The following is a 15,979-nucleotide window of genomic DNA, read 5'->3' as shown; positions in this document are numbered from 1 at the left end:
ATCAACAACCTGAAGGACGAAGCTCTTAAAACTTGACCACCAACCTTTTGCTATATAAAGCCTCACTCAGACAGAAATGTCAGAGTGAGGCTTTTTTACGTACAGGGCGTAATCTGATGAATTCAGAATGATGCGTTAAGAACAGAACGGGTAACCCAGGGAAAAACGAACTGCCGCCTGCATGACATTCTCTTTTAACACATAGTGACAAACCTGTTTTTTGCGATACCATGGATTGACCGGTTGCAGAACAAGCGGTGAGGAACCATCGGCGGAAGGTTTAACCAAGCGTGGCCCTGGAGGCGAAATGGACTTTATTCAGCGAACCATTGATCTGGCAATGCAGAATGTGGAAGAGGGCGGACGGCCGTTTGCCTGTCTGATTACAAAAGAAAATGAAATCATCGCGGAGGCGGGAAACCAGGTCGCCCAGACTCACGATCCCACGGCGCACGCCGAAATGGTGGCAATTCGGGCCGCCTCGCAGAAACTGGGGACCGAGCATTTCATCGGCTGTAATTTTTATATCCTCGCGCATCCCTGCCCGATGTGTCTGGCGGCCATGTATTACTGCAGCCCCGAAAAGGTGGTCTTCATTACCACCCGCGACGATTATTCGAAATTCTATGTTGACGATCGGCGTTATTTCACTCTGCAGTCATTTTATGATGAGATCGGCAAGCCCTGGCAGGAGCGGAGCATGCCCATGGTCTACGAAGGCCGCGCAGCGGGCATCGAAGTTTACAAACGCTGGCAGGAAATCAACAAGCCCCATCAATAAGAGCTTGCCGCTTCAGGATGGTGACTACCTGATTGACCGGGTTGAGGATGAAAAATATGTTTTCCAGAATGGACATCCAGAACCCGTATCTGAATTCTAATCGTCACGAGATTACTTTTTTGCTCGCGAGGATCAGGGAGTTTCAGAGCAAAAGAGAGTGTCAAGATTTTGACGATCAGTTTCTCAACGCCGAAATCTTATTTATTATCACAGGCAGAAAAGAATTTTTGTGTCATGGAACCAGGCTGGAAAAAACAGAAAACGCAGCAGCAGAGCCCCGAGCTTCGTTTGGTATTGATTGTGATGTTTTTCCTTATCTTGTTTGCCTCGCAACACGTATGGGCTGGTTCGCCTGAGATCATGGTCTCTGTAGAGGGTCCTTTTCCGACGCGAGAATATGGGCCCGGGGAAGGCATCTATGTCGGGAATTTACTGGTTTCCGGAGAAACGTTTCATGAATTGAATCTGAATGTTCCGGATCTGGCTCGTGTGCGGTCTCTCAGTACATCGCGTCACGATGACGAATTCAACGTCGGTGTGGCGTTTGTGTTTCCGGGCAAATCCAGTGATCGAAAACTTCAAGTGACCGCCCGACTGCGGGATGAATGTGGAAATATACTGCAGAGTCAGTCACGCATCTGTGGTGATGCCCGGAATAATCCGGGGGATATTTACTTCAGTTACATGGCACCGGCACGATTTAATAGCCATGAAATTTGGTTCAAAGGTTGTGAGCATCTGCAGATTCATCGAGTCGAAGTGACTCTGATGGAAGTGAAGGAAGCCGGCGAATAATCTGCTGCCGGGCGAACTGGTCGGGAGCGATTCTTAAAAAACTGGCGAATCGGTTACTTTTTCCGTGATGTTTGTTACTGAATTCCGCCTGAGTCAATGGCTGCCAGAATTCCTCGAAACAGGGGATCAGCCAGTCTGGAAGTCCAATATTCTGGGTGGCGTTGCACCCGGAGATCATCCGATCTCAAAACTCAGGTTCCTGTTTAAATCGGTAAGGTAACATTGATGAATCTCACGGACCGCAAGCCGACGTTTATCCGGTGGTACCAGTCGTTTATGGCTATCCCCCGGATGCCTTACATCGCTTTTATGGTGGCAGCGGTCATCGCAACTTCAATTGTGCTTATGGTCCTGATGCTGGCTGGGTCCACCTTCACGTCGATTCTGTTATTTTTGTTCGCTCCGCTCTGGTTGCCGGTGGTGGCGGGAGACTTGGCTCTCATGTACTGGATTGAGAAAGAGCGCCCGTTTCGACCATCACTTGTGCTGCGTCTGCTCATCCTGACGTTGATCATGGAGGGGGTCTATCACTTCAACCATTACGTAAATCCTCCTGCAAAACCACCTCATTCGTCGATCTATGAAGAAACAATGAACCAGGTGCTGTTTATGAGCCTCTGGGGGGCTCAGTGTGTGCTGCTGTTCATTCTCGAACCGGGGTTGCGCTGGTGGCAGCGTTGGCGACTGGGAGACAAGACCGATTCCTTCTTCAGCCATCCTCTGTCTTGAGTTTTTCCTGCAACTGCTTCACATCCTGTTTCAGTTTGCGGATGCGCTGGTTGTTCGTGCGGACGTTATACACCAGGAAATACACGACAAAAAACAGCAGAACATCGAAAAACGTCATTGGTGGCTTCCGTCTGTGAATCGGGTGAAGGTGGAAAGCTTTGATCAGGGCCGAAACAGCATACACAGACAATGCCGAAGAGGATCAGACTTTTTGTGCCATCGAGGTCCGTTATGCTGTTAGTGTTCCACGCAGCAGGTCGCAGAAATTCAGAAGCCGGGCAGGCGGCAGTCGACAGGCGGGCATTTTGTGATTTTTCCCTTATATCGCGGGTTTTTTACGTAAGAAACAGGTGAGGCTGTGCGCTCTGTTCCGATTGCTGCTGGAAAAATCGGTAGTGCTGTTGGCTGAAGTTCCGTTAGAGAAGAGAGCCGAAATATGCTTCCCAGGCCGCCGGAATGCCGGTTCTGGGGAAAAACAGGCAGAAATTCAGGCATTATTTGCGTTGAGCCGAATCTTGGATTACAATAAGATCTTTACAGGTTCTGGACAAATCTATCGGTGAAATAGTTAATTGATAATTGACTTATGCGTTACCGGTATAGAAAATATAATAGAGTCAGGCCTTTTCGTTCACGAAAACAGATACCCGATCCCGTCATCAAAGCATCAGGCTGGGGTAGCGACAATCACATTCAGGGAGTTATCGATGCGCAACTTCGTAGCAGATTCCAAGCACTCATCCCGCCGTGGATTTACTTTGATTGAGCTTCTGGTGGTCATGGCCATCATCGCGCTGCTGGCAGCCATGCTGCTGCCTGCAATTCAGCGCGCCCGCGAAAGCGCCCGTCGGACACAGTGTATCAACAACCTGAAACAGCTCAGCCTGGCAGCTCATAACTATGCCAGTTCGTTTCGCAGTTTCCCCTCGGGCTGGGTTCAGCAGATCCTTCTGGATGATGATGGTGAAGAAATAGATGGCCCGGATAATGCCAACGTCAATTTCAGTGAACCTGCCATGATTCCGGTCGACACGGACACCAGTCAGTCAAGTCAGTATCAACTTACCGAGTGGGAACTCTCTCCCTGGTGGGGCTGGCAGGCACTGATTCTGGGTGAAATGAATCAGGCGAATATCAACATCGATTTTGAAATCTGGAAATTTTCTGATGACAGTAAAAACGCCAGTACGGTCGGGATTGAAAGCTATATGTGCCCGAGCGCTTCTCTGCCTTCTGATCGTCCACGCGGTTTGGGATTCTCCAGCTATCGCGGTGTAGGCGGAGTCCTGCAGGGGTACTCCAATATCAAACCCTATAGTGGTAACTACACCGGAGGCATTTTTGGAAAGAACAGCGGAACCAAGTTTCGCGATGTTCCCGATGGGGAATCCAATACGCTTCTGTTTGGTGAAGGAAACTTTGGTTTCTGGGCAGACAGTCACAGCGCACTGGCAGGTTCCGTTGATCCGGCTTCCGGCTTGCATGAAGGCAAAAACTTTGATGGGGTTCCCTATCATTCGTCATCCGGCGCGCCTTATCACATGACTTTCGGTTCCTGGCACGATGATGTGATTCACTTTGCACTGGCCGATGGATCCGCAAAATCGATGGCAAAGAATATCGATGCCAACCTGTTCCGCCAGTTGTGTGTGCGGAATGATGGCGAACGTATGAACGGCGAGTGGTAAAAGAAATGCAGGTGATTCAAAATCGGAATTCACCTGTCAGGCACGTTCGAGAGGAAACGCAATCACTTGCTGCAGGGTCTGTTTGCCTAACGCAAGCATGATCAATCGATCCAGCCCCAGCGCGGTGCCTGCACATGCGGGTAACCCTGCTTCCATAGCCTGCAGGAGATAGCTTTCTGCAGGCAGGACAGGGCGATGCTCCTGTTTTCGGATGGCAGACTGCTGCCTGATCCGTATACGCAGCTCGTCTGCATCGGTCAGTTCATGGTAGCCGTTACAGATTTCCACGCCGTGCAGGTAGAGCTCAAAACGCTCCGCGACCCCTTCCGGACCCAGGTCCTTACCCTGCCGGATACGCGCCAGGGCGGCTTGCCGGGCCGGGTAATCGTAGATGAAGACGGCTCGTTTCTCACGCAGCGCCGGTTCGATCAGTTCCACCAGCAGCAGGTTCTGCCAGGCCTGGCAGTCGTTGATGTCAAATTCCGAGGGGACTGAAATCTGACGATCGCGGGCGACCTGCTCAAACTGCTCTGCCGTCGAATGTAATGCAGACAGACCGGCAAACTGTAGAAAAGCGGCTTCGTAACTGAAACGTTCAAACGGTGTCTCGGGTAAGGCCAGGCGTGTGGATGTGTCGCAGAGGGCGGTGGCCCGTTCATAAATCTGGCGCACCAGCGCTTCGACGAACGTCATCTGGTCGTGATGCGTTTCTCCCAGGCGATACCATTCCAGCATGGCGAATTCCGGATTATGCATCGCGCCGCGCTCGGCCTGTCGGAACGCGTGTGTGATCTGGTAAATCTGATCGGCACCTGCCGTCAGCAATCGTTTCATCGCGAATTCCGGCGAGGTCTGCAGATAGCGCAGTTCGCCTTCGGCAGCAGTTCCCTCTGTCGCGCACCATGTTGTCACAAAGGGATCGATATAGGCGTCGACCACGGTATCGCGGGAAAGGATCGGCGTTTCGACCTCCCAGTATCCCCGGGATTCAAAAAAAGTCCGGATCGCGCGCAGCAGCTGGCTGCGCTGCTGCAGCGTTTCAATGGTTGCCGTGGGCAGATAATTGGAGTCGGGCTGAATCATTGTTCGGGAGTTGCATGGGCTTCGCGTGCAAATAAGACGCGAATGGTTTCGATGCGTTTCCGGTTCACCCCCAGGTCCGAATGACCGATCCGGGAGGCTGAGCGGACCTGGATTACATTCTGACCGGGATCGAACAGAAACTCAACGTCATCCACAAAGCCAAATACGAGAGAACGAAATTCGGCCCGCAGGTAATCGTCCTCCTGGGCGACAATCCGGCATCCCCGCTGTTGCTGCAGTACCTCCAGGAGATGCTGGCGGGCCTCTGCTGTCGCTCCGGTATATTTCAGCGGTGCAATCTGATGCTGTTCGTCCTGATCCTGCGAACAGACGCAGTTGGGAGAATCGGGACAGGGGGCGAGTCTGCCGTCGATGGCACCTGGCCGGGCCGCCGGTTCAGACATCCAGTTGATACCCAGAATCAGCAGGTAAGCGACGAACAAAAATAAGACGCACCAGAAAATCAGCATGTTTCTAGAGCCCATCACATTTAACCATAGCGTCTTTCAATCGATTCTACCTGGTCCCAACAGCCCTGGAGAGGCAACCGTCAAACAGGCCCCTGTCTCCAATCCGGCTCCTGTGAGATGAGGTCTGTGGATTGCTGTTTACGGTTCTTGATCCATTTCGGAATCGGGAGCCTGAATCGGAGCGATCTCATCTGACTGTGGCTGCCGTCCTGGTTTTTTAAACAGATCATCTTTCAGAGATTGTAGCTGTTCATCCTCTGCAGACAACTGTGCCCACTGTTCAGAAAGGGAATCCACATCGTGATTCAGAGACTCCAGAGAAAACTTCTGTTCTTGCGGCGGATTCTCTGCCGGAGATGACGCTGCTGCTGCTGCTGGCTGTTCTTTCTCATCAGGGAGTGGACATGACAGTAAATTGCGTGCTTCCTTCCAGCCTCTCAGGAACTGGGCCGTCGAAGCGATCGTGACAGCCAGGGCGGCCCATTTGAAGATGCCCAGGCTGTTGGATCCCCAGTATGCTTCTCCGAAAATGATCAAAGAGAACAGAATACAAAGCCCGCTCAATATTCCTTTAAAGATCAGATCCGTTTTCTGATGTTTGAGCGAATGCCGGGCGATGGCCATGCGGGCAGAATAATTGGCGACATCCCGGAAGGAATTCATGGCATTGCGGACGGCGTCTCTGTCCTGCTGATGTGCGGGGGCCTGGTTCAGGGTTGCCAGCTTCTCTTCCAGCGTAATGCTGGAATTATGTAATGCGGTTTCCGGACTGCCTGGGGGAGGCTGTAAACTGGAAGCGGTTTTCGTGACTGTTTTCTGACTGGAGTGCCCCGCCGAAGAATGGGGTTTGGATGCATATGTCGAGCCGGTTTTACCACGGGTACGTGCCAGCAGCTGTTCCATATAACTGGCGATGGAGTTGGAATCTGCTGCATCATCCAGTTCACTCTGCTCTGGTGTGTTTTCCTGTTGAGTCGGTTGCCCGGTGGGAGATGAATCGGAATGAGACTTTGTCGAGGTTTCGTCTGCAGCCGGTTTGTTGTCCTCTTTGAATAAGTCCAGCAGGCTGCTTGTTTTCAGTGGAACCGCCGGTTTGGATTCTGATTCCGCTTCGAGTTCCGATTCAGCATAGTCATTGATGAATGACTGCAACAGAGACCCTGATGCCGGTGTGTCCGATTCGGTGTCGGCGGATAACCGTTCATCTTGTTCGTCCTCTTCGGAAGGTGCCTGGTGCTGGGGAGTGTCATCAGCAACAGAGGAACTGTCGGGAGTTGTCAAACCGACTTCGGCCAGCAGGCTTTCCCGCTCGTCGAGCTGCTGTTCACGAATTTCTAAAATTCGTTCGCGGTCATCCAGTTCGCCGCGATCCTTTTCAAACTGGATCTGGTTCGATTTCAACTGATCTCTCTGGCGGGCAATTTCCTCACGATCGATACTCAGCTGGTCATGATCCATGGCCAGTTTTTCTTTTTCGTGAGCCAGATCTTCCAGAGCCGTTTGCTGATCAGCGGCTGCTGTCTGTTGCGTACGAAGTTCTTCTTCCCGGTTTGCTACCTGTTCTTCACGTTGTTTCAGTTCTGACTGCAGCTGTTCCAGTTCGGTTCGCAGTTGTTCTATTTCTTCCCGCTGCTGTTGAAGTTCCGCCTGCGCAGCGGCTGCCGATTCTTGCTCTGCTTCTGTCGGTTCACTTTGATCTGCCTGCGACTGCAGTTCCGCCTGGAGTTCGGTAACTTCCTGTTCCCGTGCCGTCAGTTCCGCTTCGCGGGCTTCGATTTCCTGTGCGCGGGCCGTAATTTCTTCCTGCTGACGTTCACAGGTGGTACGTTCTTTTTCAAGTTCTGATTTTAAATTTGAGAAATCGACGCGGTCTGTTTCCAACTGCTCACGCGCCTGTTCGAATTCAGACTGAGATTCCTGGAACGCCGCCAGTTCCTGCTCCAGTTCCTGTTTCTGGTTCGTAAGTGTGTCCTGTAAGGAATTCAATTCTTCCTGTTGAGTCGCGAGCTGCTTTTCCCGCTTGGCACAGGCACGTTGTTCATCCTGCAGTGTCTGTTGTTGACTCTCCAGCTCTGCTTGAGCGGTCTTCAACTGTTCCTGTTCATCCGCCAGTTGTGCCCGCTCACTTGCCAGCTGTTCCCGTTCCTGGTTGAGTTTCTCCCGTGATTCCTCAAGCGCTGCTGCGTTTTCAGTCTCTGAGAGCAGGCTGTCTTTCGATTCGTTAAGTTCAGACTCTTTTGATTCCAGCTCAGATTTCTGGTCGATCAGCCGTTGTTCCCGTTTTTCCAGATCCTGTTTCTGAAGATCGAGTTCCGCCTGGTACTGTTCCAGGCTGGCCTGCTGTTCATTCAGCTGCCGTTGATCTGCTTTCAGTTCATCCTGTTCCTCTTCCAGCGCCTGACGTGCGTTTTCCCATTCGGATTGGGCTTTCTCGAAGAGAAATTTCTGTTCTTCAAACGCAGCGGTCTCTTGATTGAATGCTTCCCGTTCTGCTTTCAGTGACTGCTGTTCGGCTTCGAGTCCGGTCGTGCGCGTGTTCAATTCAGACTGTAACTGCTCCAGGTGTTCCTGCTGTTCTGAAATCGTATTCCGGCTCTCGGAAATCTCGGCTTCCAGTTCTGTGAGCGCCTGACGCTTCTGCTCGGATTCCGTCTGCAGTGCCTCGGCTTGGGCCTGCGCTGCAGACAGTGATTCCTGTTGCAGCTGAACTTCAGTCTGCTGTGCTTCCAGTTGCCGTTGATTGTCTGCCAGCTGCTCCAGGTCATGCTGCAGCTGTTGCTGCTGCTGTTCCAGTTCTGTCTGTTGTTCACGTTGTGCAGCCAGTGCCTCCTGCTCGGAAGTAAAAGACTGTTGCCGGTGTTTTAATTCCTGTTCCAGATCCTGCAGTCGTTGCTGATCTGATGCGAGTGAGGCTTCCCGTTCTGCCAGCCGACCCTGTTCTTCATGTAACTGACGCTCCCGTTCAAGATTCAACTGCTCGATCTGATTTACAGAATGGTTCTGCTGCTCCTGAAGCCGGGCTGCTGCTTCCAGGTGCGCCTGTTCTGTTTCCAGCTCAGCGCGGGTAGCGGACTGCTGCGCTTCGAGGTCCTGCCAGGCATGCGCCAGTTGACGGGATTCCTCCGTCAGCGATTCCTGTTTCGACAGGAGTTCCTTTTCAAAGCGCGAGAGTTGCCGGTGCTGCTGGTCTACCTGTTTCTGTTGTGAAAGCAGGTGTGTCTGCTCGTGGGTGAGTTCACCTTTCAGCAGGTCGAGTTGCTGCAGCTTCTGATCCAGTTCCAGAATGGATTCGTCAAATGACCGTGAAGACGCATCAAATTGTGGCTGAGGCGGGTTCTGAACTGCCTGCTCTCTCTCTTCTGCCAACTGGTGCTGCAAACGTATCAGTTCGGATTCCTGTTGCTGCATTTCTTTCTGCAGTTCCAGCTGTTCTGTTTCGATCTGCTTAATCAGTTTCTGTCGTTCCTGCAGTGCGTTTTGAAAGCGTGCAATTTCCTTCAGTTCAGCAGGAATTTCAATCTGCCGGCTGTCGGCGGTAGTTTGTGGCTCGGGCTCTGAAGTATTTTCCGGGGCAGTGAACTGTTCGACGGAATCGACCTGGAATTCAATCGGGCCGATAAAAAACTTCATCCCGGCAGTCAGACGAAGCTGGCGCACGGGACGGTCGTTCGACCAGATGCGGGGATCGATGGCTTTCAGCAGAACCTCGAATTCACCTACCACAATCCGGCAATGTTGTTCGGCAATGCCGGGGACCTGGATCCGAATAGAGCAGGTGGCGGCAGCGCCGACCGTGTATTCTCCTGCGGTCAATTTCAGCGGTGGCAGATGATGAGTTAACGGCTGTAACGTAACCTGGAGAGAGGACTCACCAGTTGTTTGAGTGATCTGCGCCTGCGGGGATGATGTCGTTAACATCCTGATACTCCAAAAAATCGCGTCATTTGATTTTTGAATTGAGTCGGAAAGTATCCTTACTGACCGAAATCGTGTGAGATCAACGTTGATGATTCAAAAAAGAAACATGGTATTTCTACTGGCATATACCTTGGGAAAGCGGGTCGGTCAAACTTTTGGTACTACCCAAAAGGAGGGAATTCTCTTAAATAAAAGTGTAGGGTGACTGGATACGGAAATACCGGTTGTAGTGGTCAAAAGAGGGCTGTTATTTCTGAAAAAACGAGGAATTTCAGACAATATTTCTGAACCATTGTCTCTCCACCGGAGACACCTGTGACATCTGCTGTCGGGTTGCCTATAATAGGGGGAGTCAAATTCTAATCTCCAATTCGGGGTAAAATCGTTTCGGGCAATACCTTACCTCACGCAAAACCGGTATCGTTTTTATGGCTGACTGGCTGAAAATTCCTTCGAAAAGCAAGCGTCGCGAGGAGGATATTCCTGAGCCTTATGAAATCGTGTGCGTGTGTGGCGTCAGCCTGTCGGGATATCGACGTAAAGCCCCGTATCGACATGCCTGTCAGCAATGCACTGAAAGCTATTTCATCCTTCCGCGGAACACGTATCCGGCTCCCAAGGCCCGTAAAAAGAAGAAGCAACTCCCTAAACAGCAGCAGCTTTCCGATTTTATTATGAATTCGGCATTGGTATCCCGCTTTCGGGAGCGGCACAAGCAGAAGCAGGAAGCATCGAATTCCGCAGCGGCAACCACGGCGGCAGAGACCAAACCGGAAATCTCTCCCTTTGAACTGCCCGCTCCCCGGACCCGCTTATTGACACCGTTCCGGGCGATCCTGTCAGGAATCATTCTGATCGTGGGACTGACCGGATACGGAATTCTGCACAGCCGCAAAATGGAGCAGGCCAGCGAAACACTCAAAACAGCTACCCAGACCGGGCAGGAACTGCTGGAACAGGAAGACCTGATCGGTGCCAACGCTGCCTACCAGAAAGCATTCGAGGCGTTAACTGTTCTGGATCGTACCGATCCGGCTGCCAATGATATCCGTCAGACATCACGCGAGTTGCTGGCGATCAATACCCAGGCGGGGTCACCACTGTTCGAAATGGCGGAAGAAGCGGTCGATCAAATCAAACAGTCGGGTCTCGACAGCTGGAAATCCCTGTTCGATGTGCGCTATGCGGATACTTGGATGATCTTTGAGGCGACACTCCTGCCCGTCGAAACACAGGAGAAAGTTCCCCATTCGCGGTATCGATTAAACCTGCCGGTACTGCTGGATGAATACACACTCTACCTGGATCTGATTTCGCCCACATTTGAAAAATACCTGGAAGCGCATCCGGGACAACCGGTTATTTTCGCAGCTCAAATCTCCGGGTTCAACCAGGATGCCAGTCGCCCCGATACCGGCATTATCGAACTGGATGGCGAAACCGCTTTTCTCTGGTCTCATCTGGATCTTTACAAACAGCTGGGGATCGAGTTTGATGAGTTTCAGAATCGCGCGCAGGTCGAAAACAGACTGAATCAACAATCCCGCTTTCTGGGGCTGACAGAATGAAGAAAACAGAAACCTGCCTGCGATGCGTCATTCTCCTGCTGGTTGTATTCAGCGTGCAGACGATTTCCCGCGCCGCCGACCGCAGCATTCAGAATTTTGTCAGCCAGCGGGAAAAGTGGGATAAGCTGCTTGGGGTTCCGCAGACCCTGGAAGGGCGGATCTCGACGTTCAACTCTCTTTCGCTCCGATTTCGTAACTGCCCGATTCCGTTTTACTATGCCGGCAAGACTCCCAGGCTGGATAACTCCGTACAAAATGTGGAGGTCACCGGCCACCTGGCGCGGGAGAATGGTCGCCTGCTTTTTAAGATTACCGATCTGGAAAAAATGCCGGACGACCTGGAGCATTTCGTCGTTGAAGAATCGAAAATCGATCTGACCAATCCTCGTGAATGGTATTCCCTGGGGGACTGGGCCAGCAACCGAGCGGACTTTTATAACGATGATGAACTTAAAAAACAGGCACAGGAAACATACCGCAAGGGAGTCAAAGCGGAGTACAACCAGCTGATCGTCAAACAGCCGGAAACCCTGCTCAAACTGGCTGACCGTGTGCGGGATTTTAAGCTACCCGCGCAACTCTCACGCGAGCTGCAGCATGAAGCGCTCGTGCTCGAATGGGAGCAGTTGCAGAAACAGTCCCAAGCCGATGAGAAGCCACTGCTCAACCAGCTTCTGAAACTATTCCCGATTGCGAAAACGCCTCAGGACAAAGACAATCCCCAGGAACGTGAGCAGTATCTGAAAAATCAGACCGAAATCTTTAAGCAGTCAGACGAGGCCAAACAAAACCGGTTACTCCGCTGGTTCTATGCAGAGATCGTACTCAAGGGCATTCTGAAAAATCTGGCGAAAGGGGGGAGCAACGGCTTTGAAATCGCGACTTCGATTGCGAAAGAACTTCCCGAACGAACCGACCTGGTTCAGAAGTACCAGGAGATGCAGCTCGATTTTGATTTCAATCGTGTAGAAGAATTACCGCGTCAGTATGTGCTTGATCTGTCTCAGGAATTTCAGAAGCGGGGCAATAAGGACAAAGCAAAACAGACGCTGGTAAACTGGATTGAGTCCCGCCGCAAAAAACTGGACCCCAACGACGCAGATGGTCGAGTGCGGCTGGCCCGCGATCTGATGGAGTTAACCGACGATAAACAGGCCGCCGCCAAAGTGCTGTTGCGCGCCTGGGAACTGAATCCCAAATCGACGGAAGCATCCGTCCTGCTGGCAAGGCTGGGGTTCATGCTGCAGAAAGATCAGTGGCTCAATCCGGAAGAAGTGAAAGAGTTCCGGGATGACCCGATCCGCAGGGCGATACGAAACGGAACCGTGGTCGCAGGAATGAACCGGGATCAGGTCCAGAAAGTACTGGGGGCACCCACCCAGATCGGCCGCAGTATCTCGGGAAGCAAAATCAACGAACTCTGGATTTACGGGGAAGCCAGCAGTCAGTCCCTGGTGATCCAACTGGCCCGCAAGCGCCGTTCCGACGAATTGACGGTGGTTCGCATCAGGAACGCACAGATGTCTGCTGCTCCTCTCCCCGAAGCAGCAGATGCGGTAGAATAGCGGTCGACTTGGTAATTGAAGATCTAGACGAGGATGAAATTCGGTTCATATTCGGCAGTTTGAAACAATCAACATTGTCAGAATTCCGGTCAGCCACTATGGTTTAGCTCGATTTCATCCTGAGTGATCGTACTCAAATCAGTGAGCAACTCCCCCGGGAGCTACTCCCGCATTTATTGCCCCTCTGCAAGGATTGTAAGTGGTGTCTGAAACGGAATTGAAGACGGAAGAGTTACCTCCCCTGTATCAGGATTCTTCCTTCTGGGGTATGACAGTCACTCAGTTCTGGGGCGCCTTCAACGACAATCTGTATAAGCAGCTGGTATTACTGTTTTGTGCGCAGCAGGCGCTCCAGCTGAATACCGATGATCAGCAGGGGACCGCGCTCGCCGTGTTTGCACTGCCGTTTGTGTTTTTCTCCGGACTGGGGGGCTGGTATGCGGACCGTCACACCAAGCGGACGATTGTCATCGCCTGCAAGGTTGCCGAAATCATCATTGCGCTGCTGGCGATGGCCGCTTTTTTTACCGGCTCTTTATTACCACTGTTGATTGTTCTGGGATTACTCAGTACGCAGAGTGCGATTTTTGGCCCCGCGAAGTATGGTATTCTCCCTGAAATGCTCCGCGATGATGATCTGCCTCAGGCGAACGGCATCATTCAGATGACAACCTTCATCGCTATCATCTTCGGCATGGCGTCGGCGGGCTTTGTCAAACAGGCCTTCCCCGATCAGCTCTGGAAAACCAGTTATTTCTGTATCGGCATCGCCGTGATCGGTACCATTGCCTCGTTCTGGGTTCGTCGAACTCCGGTGGCTCATCCCGGTCTGCCTTTCAGCCGCTCGACAGTCGGCATTGATGCCGAAACCCGCGGGATGCTGCGGAATGATCGTCGGCTGTTATCGGTACTGCTGATCTCTTCGGTGTTCTGGTTCGTCGGCGGGATCGTCCAGCCGCTGGTGAACATTTTTGGTATCGGTCAACTGCACATCAGCGAAAGCCGCACGAGTCTGATGGCCGCCTGCATGGGCGTGGGCATTTCACTGGGCTGTGTCGTAGCGGGCCGCGCGTCGCGGAAGCGGGTGAACTTCAAACTGGTGACAATCGGAGCCTGGGGACTGGTTGTCTGCCTGGCGGCGATGGCAGGCTTTGGCTGGTGGGCAACTCCCGAAGCAGGCGAAACCCTGCAGCAGAACGATGCGTCTCTTTGGGCATCATTTATTCCGCTGAGCACGACCGAGTGGCTGGCGCGGGGTGTGCTTACGCTGCTGGGGTTCTTTGCGGGACTATTTGTCGTACCGCTGCAGGTGGAACTGCAGACGCGTCCCCCCAAATCGCTGAAGGGGCGAATGATTGGTGCGATGAATCTGATTAACTGGATTGGCATTGTGCTTTCCGCGTTGTTTTTTGGCATCTTTACCAAGGCCTTAAGCGCGATCAACTGGCCGATGAGTAATGTCTTTCTGTTCCTGGCGGCGGTGATTCTGCCGATTGCCATCCTGTATCACCCGAAAGACGAAGTATTATCTCACAATCGCGCCTGAAGTTTCCAAACTTTCACTTGACCGTTCGCCTGCATGGCTCAGAATTACAAAAGAGCGACTCTTACTGTTTTTAAGACTGGACTGTGATGACCCGAGAATTTGAGTTTAATCCCGCCAATGTCAACACAATCCTCTCCCAGACCTGGCGGCATCTGCAGGCCGCTGTCGAGACAGAGACGCATGCCTGGCGGCTGGGAACTCTGGCCACCGTTTCTGAGGGGCGACCCCGTGTCCGGACCGTCGTGTTACGGGAGATTCAGCAGGAACGCCGGGAACTGATCTGCTACACCGATCGACGATCCGATAAGATCAGCGAACTGGAACAGACTCCCTGGATGGAGTGGGTGAGCTACGATGCGACGACGCGGGTGCAGATCCGCATGCGTGGAGAAGCAACGGTTCATACGAATGATGACGTCTCAGCCACCTGTTGGGAAAACAGCACTCCCGAACATCGTCGCGGCTACATTACGGTGACTGAGCCGGGGACCAGAAGTGAGAGCCCCGAACCGAACCTGCCCGATTATCTGTTTGACCGTCTGCCCAATGACGAAGAAGCGCAGTTGGGGTACGAAAATTTTGCCGTCATCGTTTGCCGCATTGATCATCTCGACTGGCTGCAACTCCGCCGCAACGGTCACCTGGCGGCCCAGTTCCTCTGGACCGACAAATGGGAAGGCCACTGGAAATTTGCCTGAGAGTCTGCTCAAATAGAAGCTCTGTTTTGAGTGTAACCCATTTCTTTCAGGAAAAATCGTCATGTCCTGGCAACGCTGGATTTCCATCGGACTGGTTCTGGGCCTGCTGCTGCTGGCGTTCGGCTTGATTATGCCGGCCATCTTTCAGGCTCGTGAAGCAGCACGCCGCAGTACTGCCAAAAATAATCTCAAGCAGATTGGCCTGGCACTTCATAATTACAACGACACTCATCGCTGCCTGCCGCCCGGCGGAACGATCCGCGAGGACGACACCGCGATGCAGGGCTGGATCGCCATGATGATGCCGTTTCTCGACGCCAGCCCGTATTACAGTTGGCTGGATTTTAACGATTCCTGGCAGAGTACATCCAACCGCTATGTGTTCGATCAGAGATTACCCGTTGTTTTAGTACCCGGCGTCGAACAGCATTTTACCGATTCCGGTTTTGGCCTGACGCAGATCATGGGAAATCCGAATCTGCTGCATCGCAACAGTGATGTGACTTTCGAAGAAATGACAAACGGTACGTCGTTTACCTGGCTCGCCGGCGAAGTGACCGGTGATTTTCAACCCTGGTGTTACCCATTCAACTGGCGACCGCTGGGTACAAAGCTGTGCCAGGGACCAGCCGGCTATGGTCGCCCCGACTGGGGCGGCGGGCATCTGCTGTTTGCGGACGGGCATATCAAATTCTTCACAGACGCGACGTCGTCTCGAATGCTGCAACGCTACGATGCGGCACCCCCTGTCGCGACGAAAGCAGAGACTGCCGTGCCAAAAAAAGTTTTTCAGACAGGCGAATTTCACTGGGACCGCATCGATCTGCAGTCCGATCCTCAAGGGCGGGATGAATATTTTGCAACAAGTCTCAGCAGTTCTACTGACGTTTTACTCAAGCTCAATGTGTACAGCCAGATTTTATTGACAGAAGAAGGACAGAAGCAGCCGAAGAGCTATCTGAAAGGCCCGCAGTTTCTACTGGAGATCGATTCCACCACGGACATCGCAGCCGCTCTCAAGGCAACCCCCCTCGCTGCTGCGGCAACTCCCGAGCAACTGGCAGCGAATGTGAAAACGCTGCAGGCACTGCAGAAACAGTTGCACAAATAAGCTCTGCCCGACAAGGGTATTGTTTCT

At 52.4% G+C, this 15,979-nt stretch carries 15 protein-coding genes; 10 read left to right on the top strand and 5 right to left on the bottom strand.

Annotation, left to right across the window (positions count from 1 at the left end; genetic code table 11):
• Positions 1–135 precede the first annotated feature (135 nt).
• Complete coding sequence (locus tag AACZ40_RS12635; protein WP_291168618.1) at positions 136–288, bottom strand: hypothetical protein; 153 nt, start codon at positions 286–288, stop codon at positions 136–138.
• Between the two features lie 19 nt (positions 289–307).
• Here AACZ40_RS12635 and AACZ40_RS12630 point away from each other — a divergent pair, with 19 nt between their 5' ends.
• The 3 genes from AACZ40_RS12630 (at position 308) to AACZ40_RS12620 (ending at position 2,305) form a co-directional block, all read left to right on the top strand.
• Entirely contained in the window at positions 308–781 is a 474-nt protein-coding gene (locus tag AACZ40_RS12630; protein ID WP_291168616.1) for a nucleoside deaminase, read from the top strand.
• Positions 782–1,015: 234 nt separating this feature from the next.
• Positions 1,016–1,576 (top strand): hypothetical protein, encoded by a 561-nt coding sequence (locus AACZ40_RS12625; protein WP_291168614.1) that lies wholly within the window; start codon positions 1,016–1,018, stop codon positions 1,574–1,576.
• A 225-nt stretch (positions 1,577–1,801) separates the two neighbouring features.
• The gene (locus AACZ40_RS12620) at positions 1,802–2,305 is read left to right on the top strand and encodes a hypothetical protein (protein WP_291168612.1); all 504 of its coding nucleotides are present in this window, start codon (positions 1,802–1,804) and stop codon (positions 2,303–2,305) included.
• Here AACZ40_RS12620 and AACZ40_RS12615 read toward each other — a convergent pair.
• Positions 2,286–2,423: a hypothetical protein gene (locus AACZ40_RS12615; RefSeq protein ID WP_291168610.1), complete on the bottom strand. Its 138-nt coding sequence runs from the start codon at positions 2,421–2,423 to the stop codon at positions 2,286–2,288. The two genes, AACZ40_RS12620 and AACZ40_RS12615, sit on opposite strands and share 20 nt — an antisense overlap.
• 589 nt (positions 2,424–3,012) lie before the next feature.
• Here AACZ40_RS12615 and AACZ40_RS12610 point away from each other — a divergent pair.
• Positions 3,013–3,993, top strand: coding sequence for a DUF1559 domain-containing protein (locus tag AACZ40_RS12610; protein WP_291168608.1), 981 nt, complete (start codon positions 3,013–3,015; stop codon positions 3,991–3,993).
• Between the two features lie 36 nt (positions 3,994–4,029).
• Here AACZ40_RS12610 and epmA read toward each other — a convergent pair whose 3' ends face one another.
• Positions 4,030–5,076, bottom strand: coding sequence for an EF-P lysine aminoacylase EpmA (gene epmA / locus AACZ40_RS12605; protein WP_291168606.1), 1,047 nt, complete (start codon positions 5,074–5,076; stop codon positions 4,030–4,032).
• Complete coding sequence (locus AACZ40_RS12600) at positions 5,073–5,546, bottom strand: DUF1499 domain-containing protein (RefSeq protein WP_339674579.1); 474 nt, start codon at positions 5,544–5,546, stop codon at positions 5,073–5,075. Before AACZ40_RS12600 ends, epmA begins: the two co-directional genes overlap by 4 nt.
• On the opposite strand from AACZ40_RS12600, the gene AACZ40_RS12595 reads away from it, so the two are divergent.
• Positions 5,545–5,667, top strand: coding sequence for a hypothetical protein (locus AACZ40_RS12595; protein WP_339674578.1), 123 nt, complete (start codon positions 5,545–5,547; stop codon positions 5,665–5,667). The genes AACZ40_RS12600 and AACZ40_RS12595 overlap by 2 nt on opposite strands.
• Positions 5,668–5,684: 17 nt before the next feature.
• On the opposite strand, the gene AACZ40_RS12590 is transcribed toward AACZ40_RS12595, so the two are convergent.
• Positions 5,685–9,464 (bottom strand): hypothetical protein, encoded by a 3,780-nt coding sequence (locus AACZ40_RS12590; protein ID WP_291168602.1) that lies wholly within the window; start codon positions 9,462–9,464, stop codon positions 5,685–5,687.
• Positions 9,465–9,892: 428 nt separating this feature from the next.
• Here AACZ40_RS12590 and AACZ40_RS12585 point away from each other — a divergent pair, with 428 nt between their 5' ends.
• The 5 genes from AACZ40_RS12585 to AACZ40_RS12565 all read left to right on the top strand — a co-directional run bounded on the left by AACZ40_RS12585 (position 9,893) and on the right by AACZ40_RS12565 (position 15,952).
• On the top strand, positions 9,893–11,032 hold the full coding sequence (locus AACZ40_RS12585) for a hypothetical protein (protein ID WP_291168600.1): 1,140 nt from the start codon (positions 9,893–9,895) through the stop codon (positions 11,030–11,032).
• Entirely contained in the window at positions 11,029–12,597 is a 1,569-nt protein-coding gene (locus AACZ40_RS12580) for a hypothetical protein (RefSeq protein WP_291168598.1), read from the top strand. Before AACZ40_RS12585 ends, AACZ40_RS12580 begins: the two co-directional genes overlap by 4 nt.
• A 202-nt stretch (positions 12,598–12,799) precedes the next feature.
• Positions 12,800–14,143, top strand: a complete 1,344-nt coding sequence (locus AACZ40_RS12575) for an MFS transporter (RefSeq protein WP_291168596.1) — start codon at positions 12,800–12,802, stop codon at positions 14,141–14,143.
• Between the two features lie 86 nt (positions 14,144–14,229).
• Positions 14,230–14,841 (top strand): pyridoxamine 5'-phosphate oxidase family protein, encoded by a 612-nt coding sequence (locus AACZ40_RS12570; RefSeq protein ID WP_291168594.1) that lies wholly within the window; start codon positions 14,230–14,232, stop codon positions 14,839–14,841.
• A 61-nt stretch (positions 14,842–14,902) separates the two neighbouring features.
• Positions 14,903–15,952 carry a DUF1559 domain-containing protein gene (locus AACZ40_RS12565; protein WP_339674576.1) on the top strand — a complete coding sequence of 350 codons (1,050 nt, stop codon included), beginning with the start codon at positions 14,903–14,905 and terminating at the stop codon, positions 15,950–15,952.
• Positions 15,953–15,979 lie beyond the last annotated feature (27 nt).

The sequence above is a fragment of the uncultured Gimesia sp. genome, assembly GCF_963972345.1.
In the GTDB taxonomy this organism is placed as follows: Bacteria; Planctomycetota; Planctomycetia; order Planctomycetales; family Planctomycetaceae; genus Gimesia.
Note: the sequence above shows the minus strand (reverse complement) of the source record. Positions and strands in the feature narration are given on the sequence as shown.

Coding starts and splice junctions, on each gene's coding strand:
- AACZ40_RS12630 (WP_291168616.1), top strand. CDS start 308: ATGGACTTTATTCAGCGAACCATTGATCTGGCAATGCAGAATGTGGAA.
- AACZ40_RS12625 (WP_291168614.1), top strand. CDS start 1,016: ATGGAACCAGGCTGGAAAAAACAGAAAACGCAGCAGCAGAGCCCCGAG.
- AACZ40_RS12620 (WP_291168612.1), top strand. CDS start 1,802: ATGAATCTCACGGACCGCAAGCCGACGTTTATCCGGTGGTACCAGTCG.
- AACZ40_RS12615 (WP_291168610.1), bottom strand. CDS start 2,423: ATGACGTTTTTCGATGTTCTGCTGTTTTTTGTCGTGTATTTCCTGGTG.
- AACZ40_RS12610 (WP_291168608.1), top strand. CDS start 3,013: ATGCGCAACTTCGTAGCAGATTCCAAGCACTCATCCCGCCGTGGATTT.
- epmA (WP_291168606.1), bottom strand. CDS start 5,076: ATGATTCAGCCCGACTCCAATTATCTGCCCACGGCAACCATTGAAACG.
- AACZ40_RS12595 (WP_339674578.1), top strand. CDS start 5,545: ATGTTTCTAGAGCCCATCACATTTAACCATAGCGTCTTTCAATCGATT.
- AACZ40_RS12600 (WP_339674579.1), bottom strand. CDS start 5,546: ATGCTGATTTTCTGGTGCGTCTTATTTTTGTTCGTCGCTTACCTGCTG.
- AACZ40_RS12590 (WP_291168602.1), bottom strand. CDS start 9,464: ATGTTAACGACATCATCCCCGCAGGCGCAGATCACTCAAACAACTGGT.
- AACZ40_RS12585 (WP_291168600.1), top strand. CDS start 9,893: ATGGCTGACTGGCTGAAAATTCCTTCGAAAAGCAAGCGTCGCGAGGAG.
- AACZ40_RS12580 (WP_291168598.1), top strand. CDS start 11,029: ATGAAGAAAACAGAAACCTGCCTGCGATGCGTCATTCTCCTGCTGGTT.
- AACZ40_RS12570 (WP_291168594.1), top strand. CDS start 14,230: ATGACCCGAGAATTTGAGTTTAATCCCGCCAATGTCAACACAATCCTC.
- AACZ40_RS12565 (WP_339674576.1), top strand. CDS start 14,903: ATGTCCTGGCAACGCTGGATTTCCATCGGACTGGTTCTGGGCCTGCTG.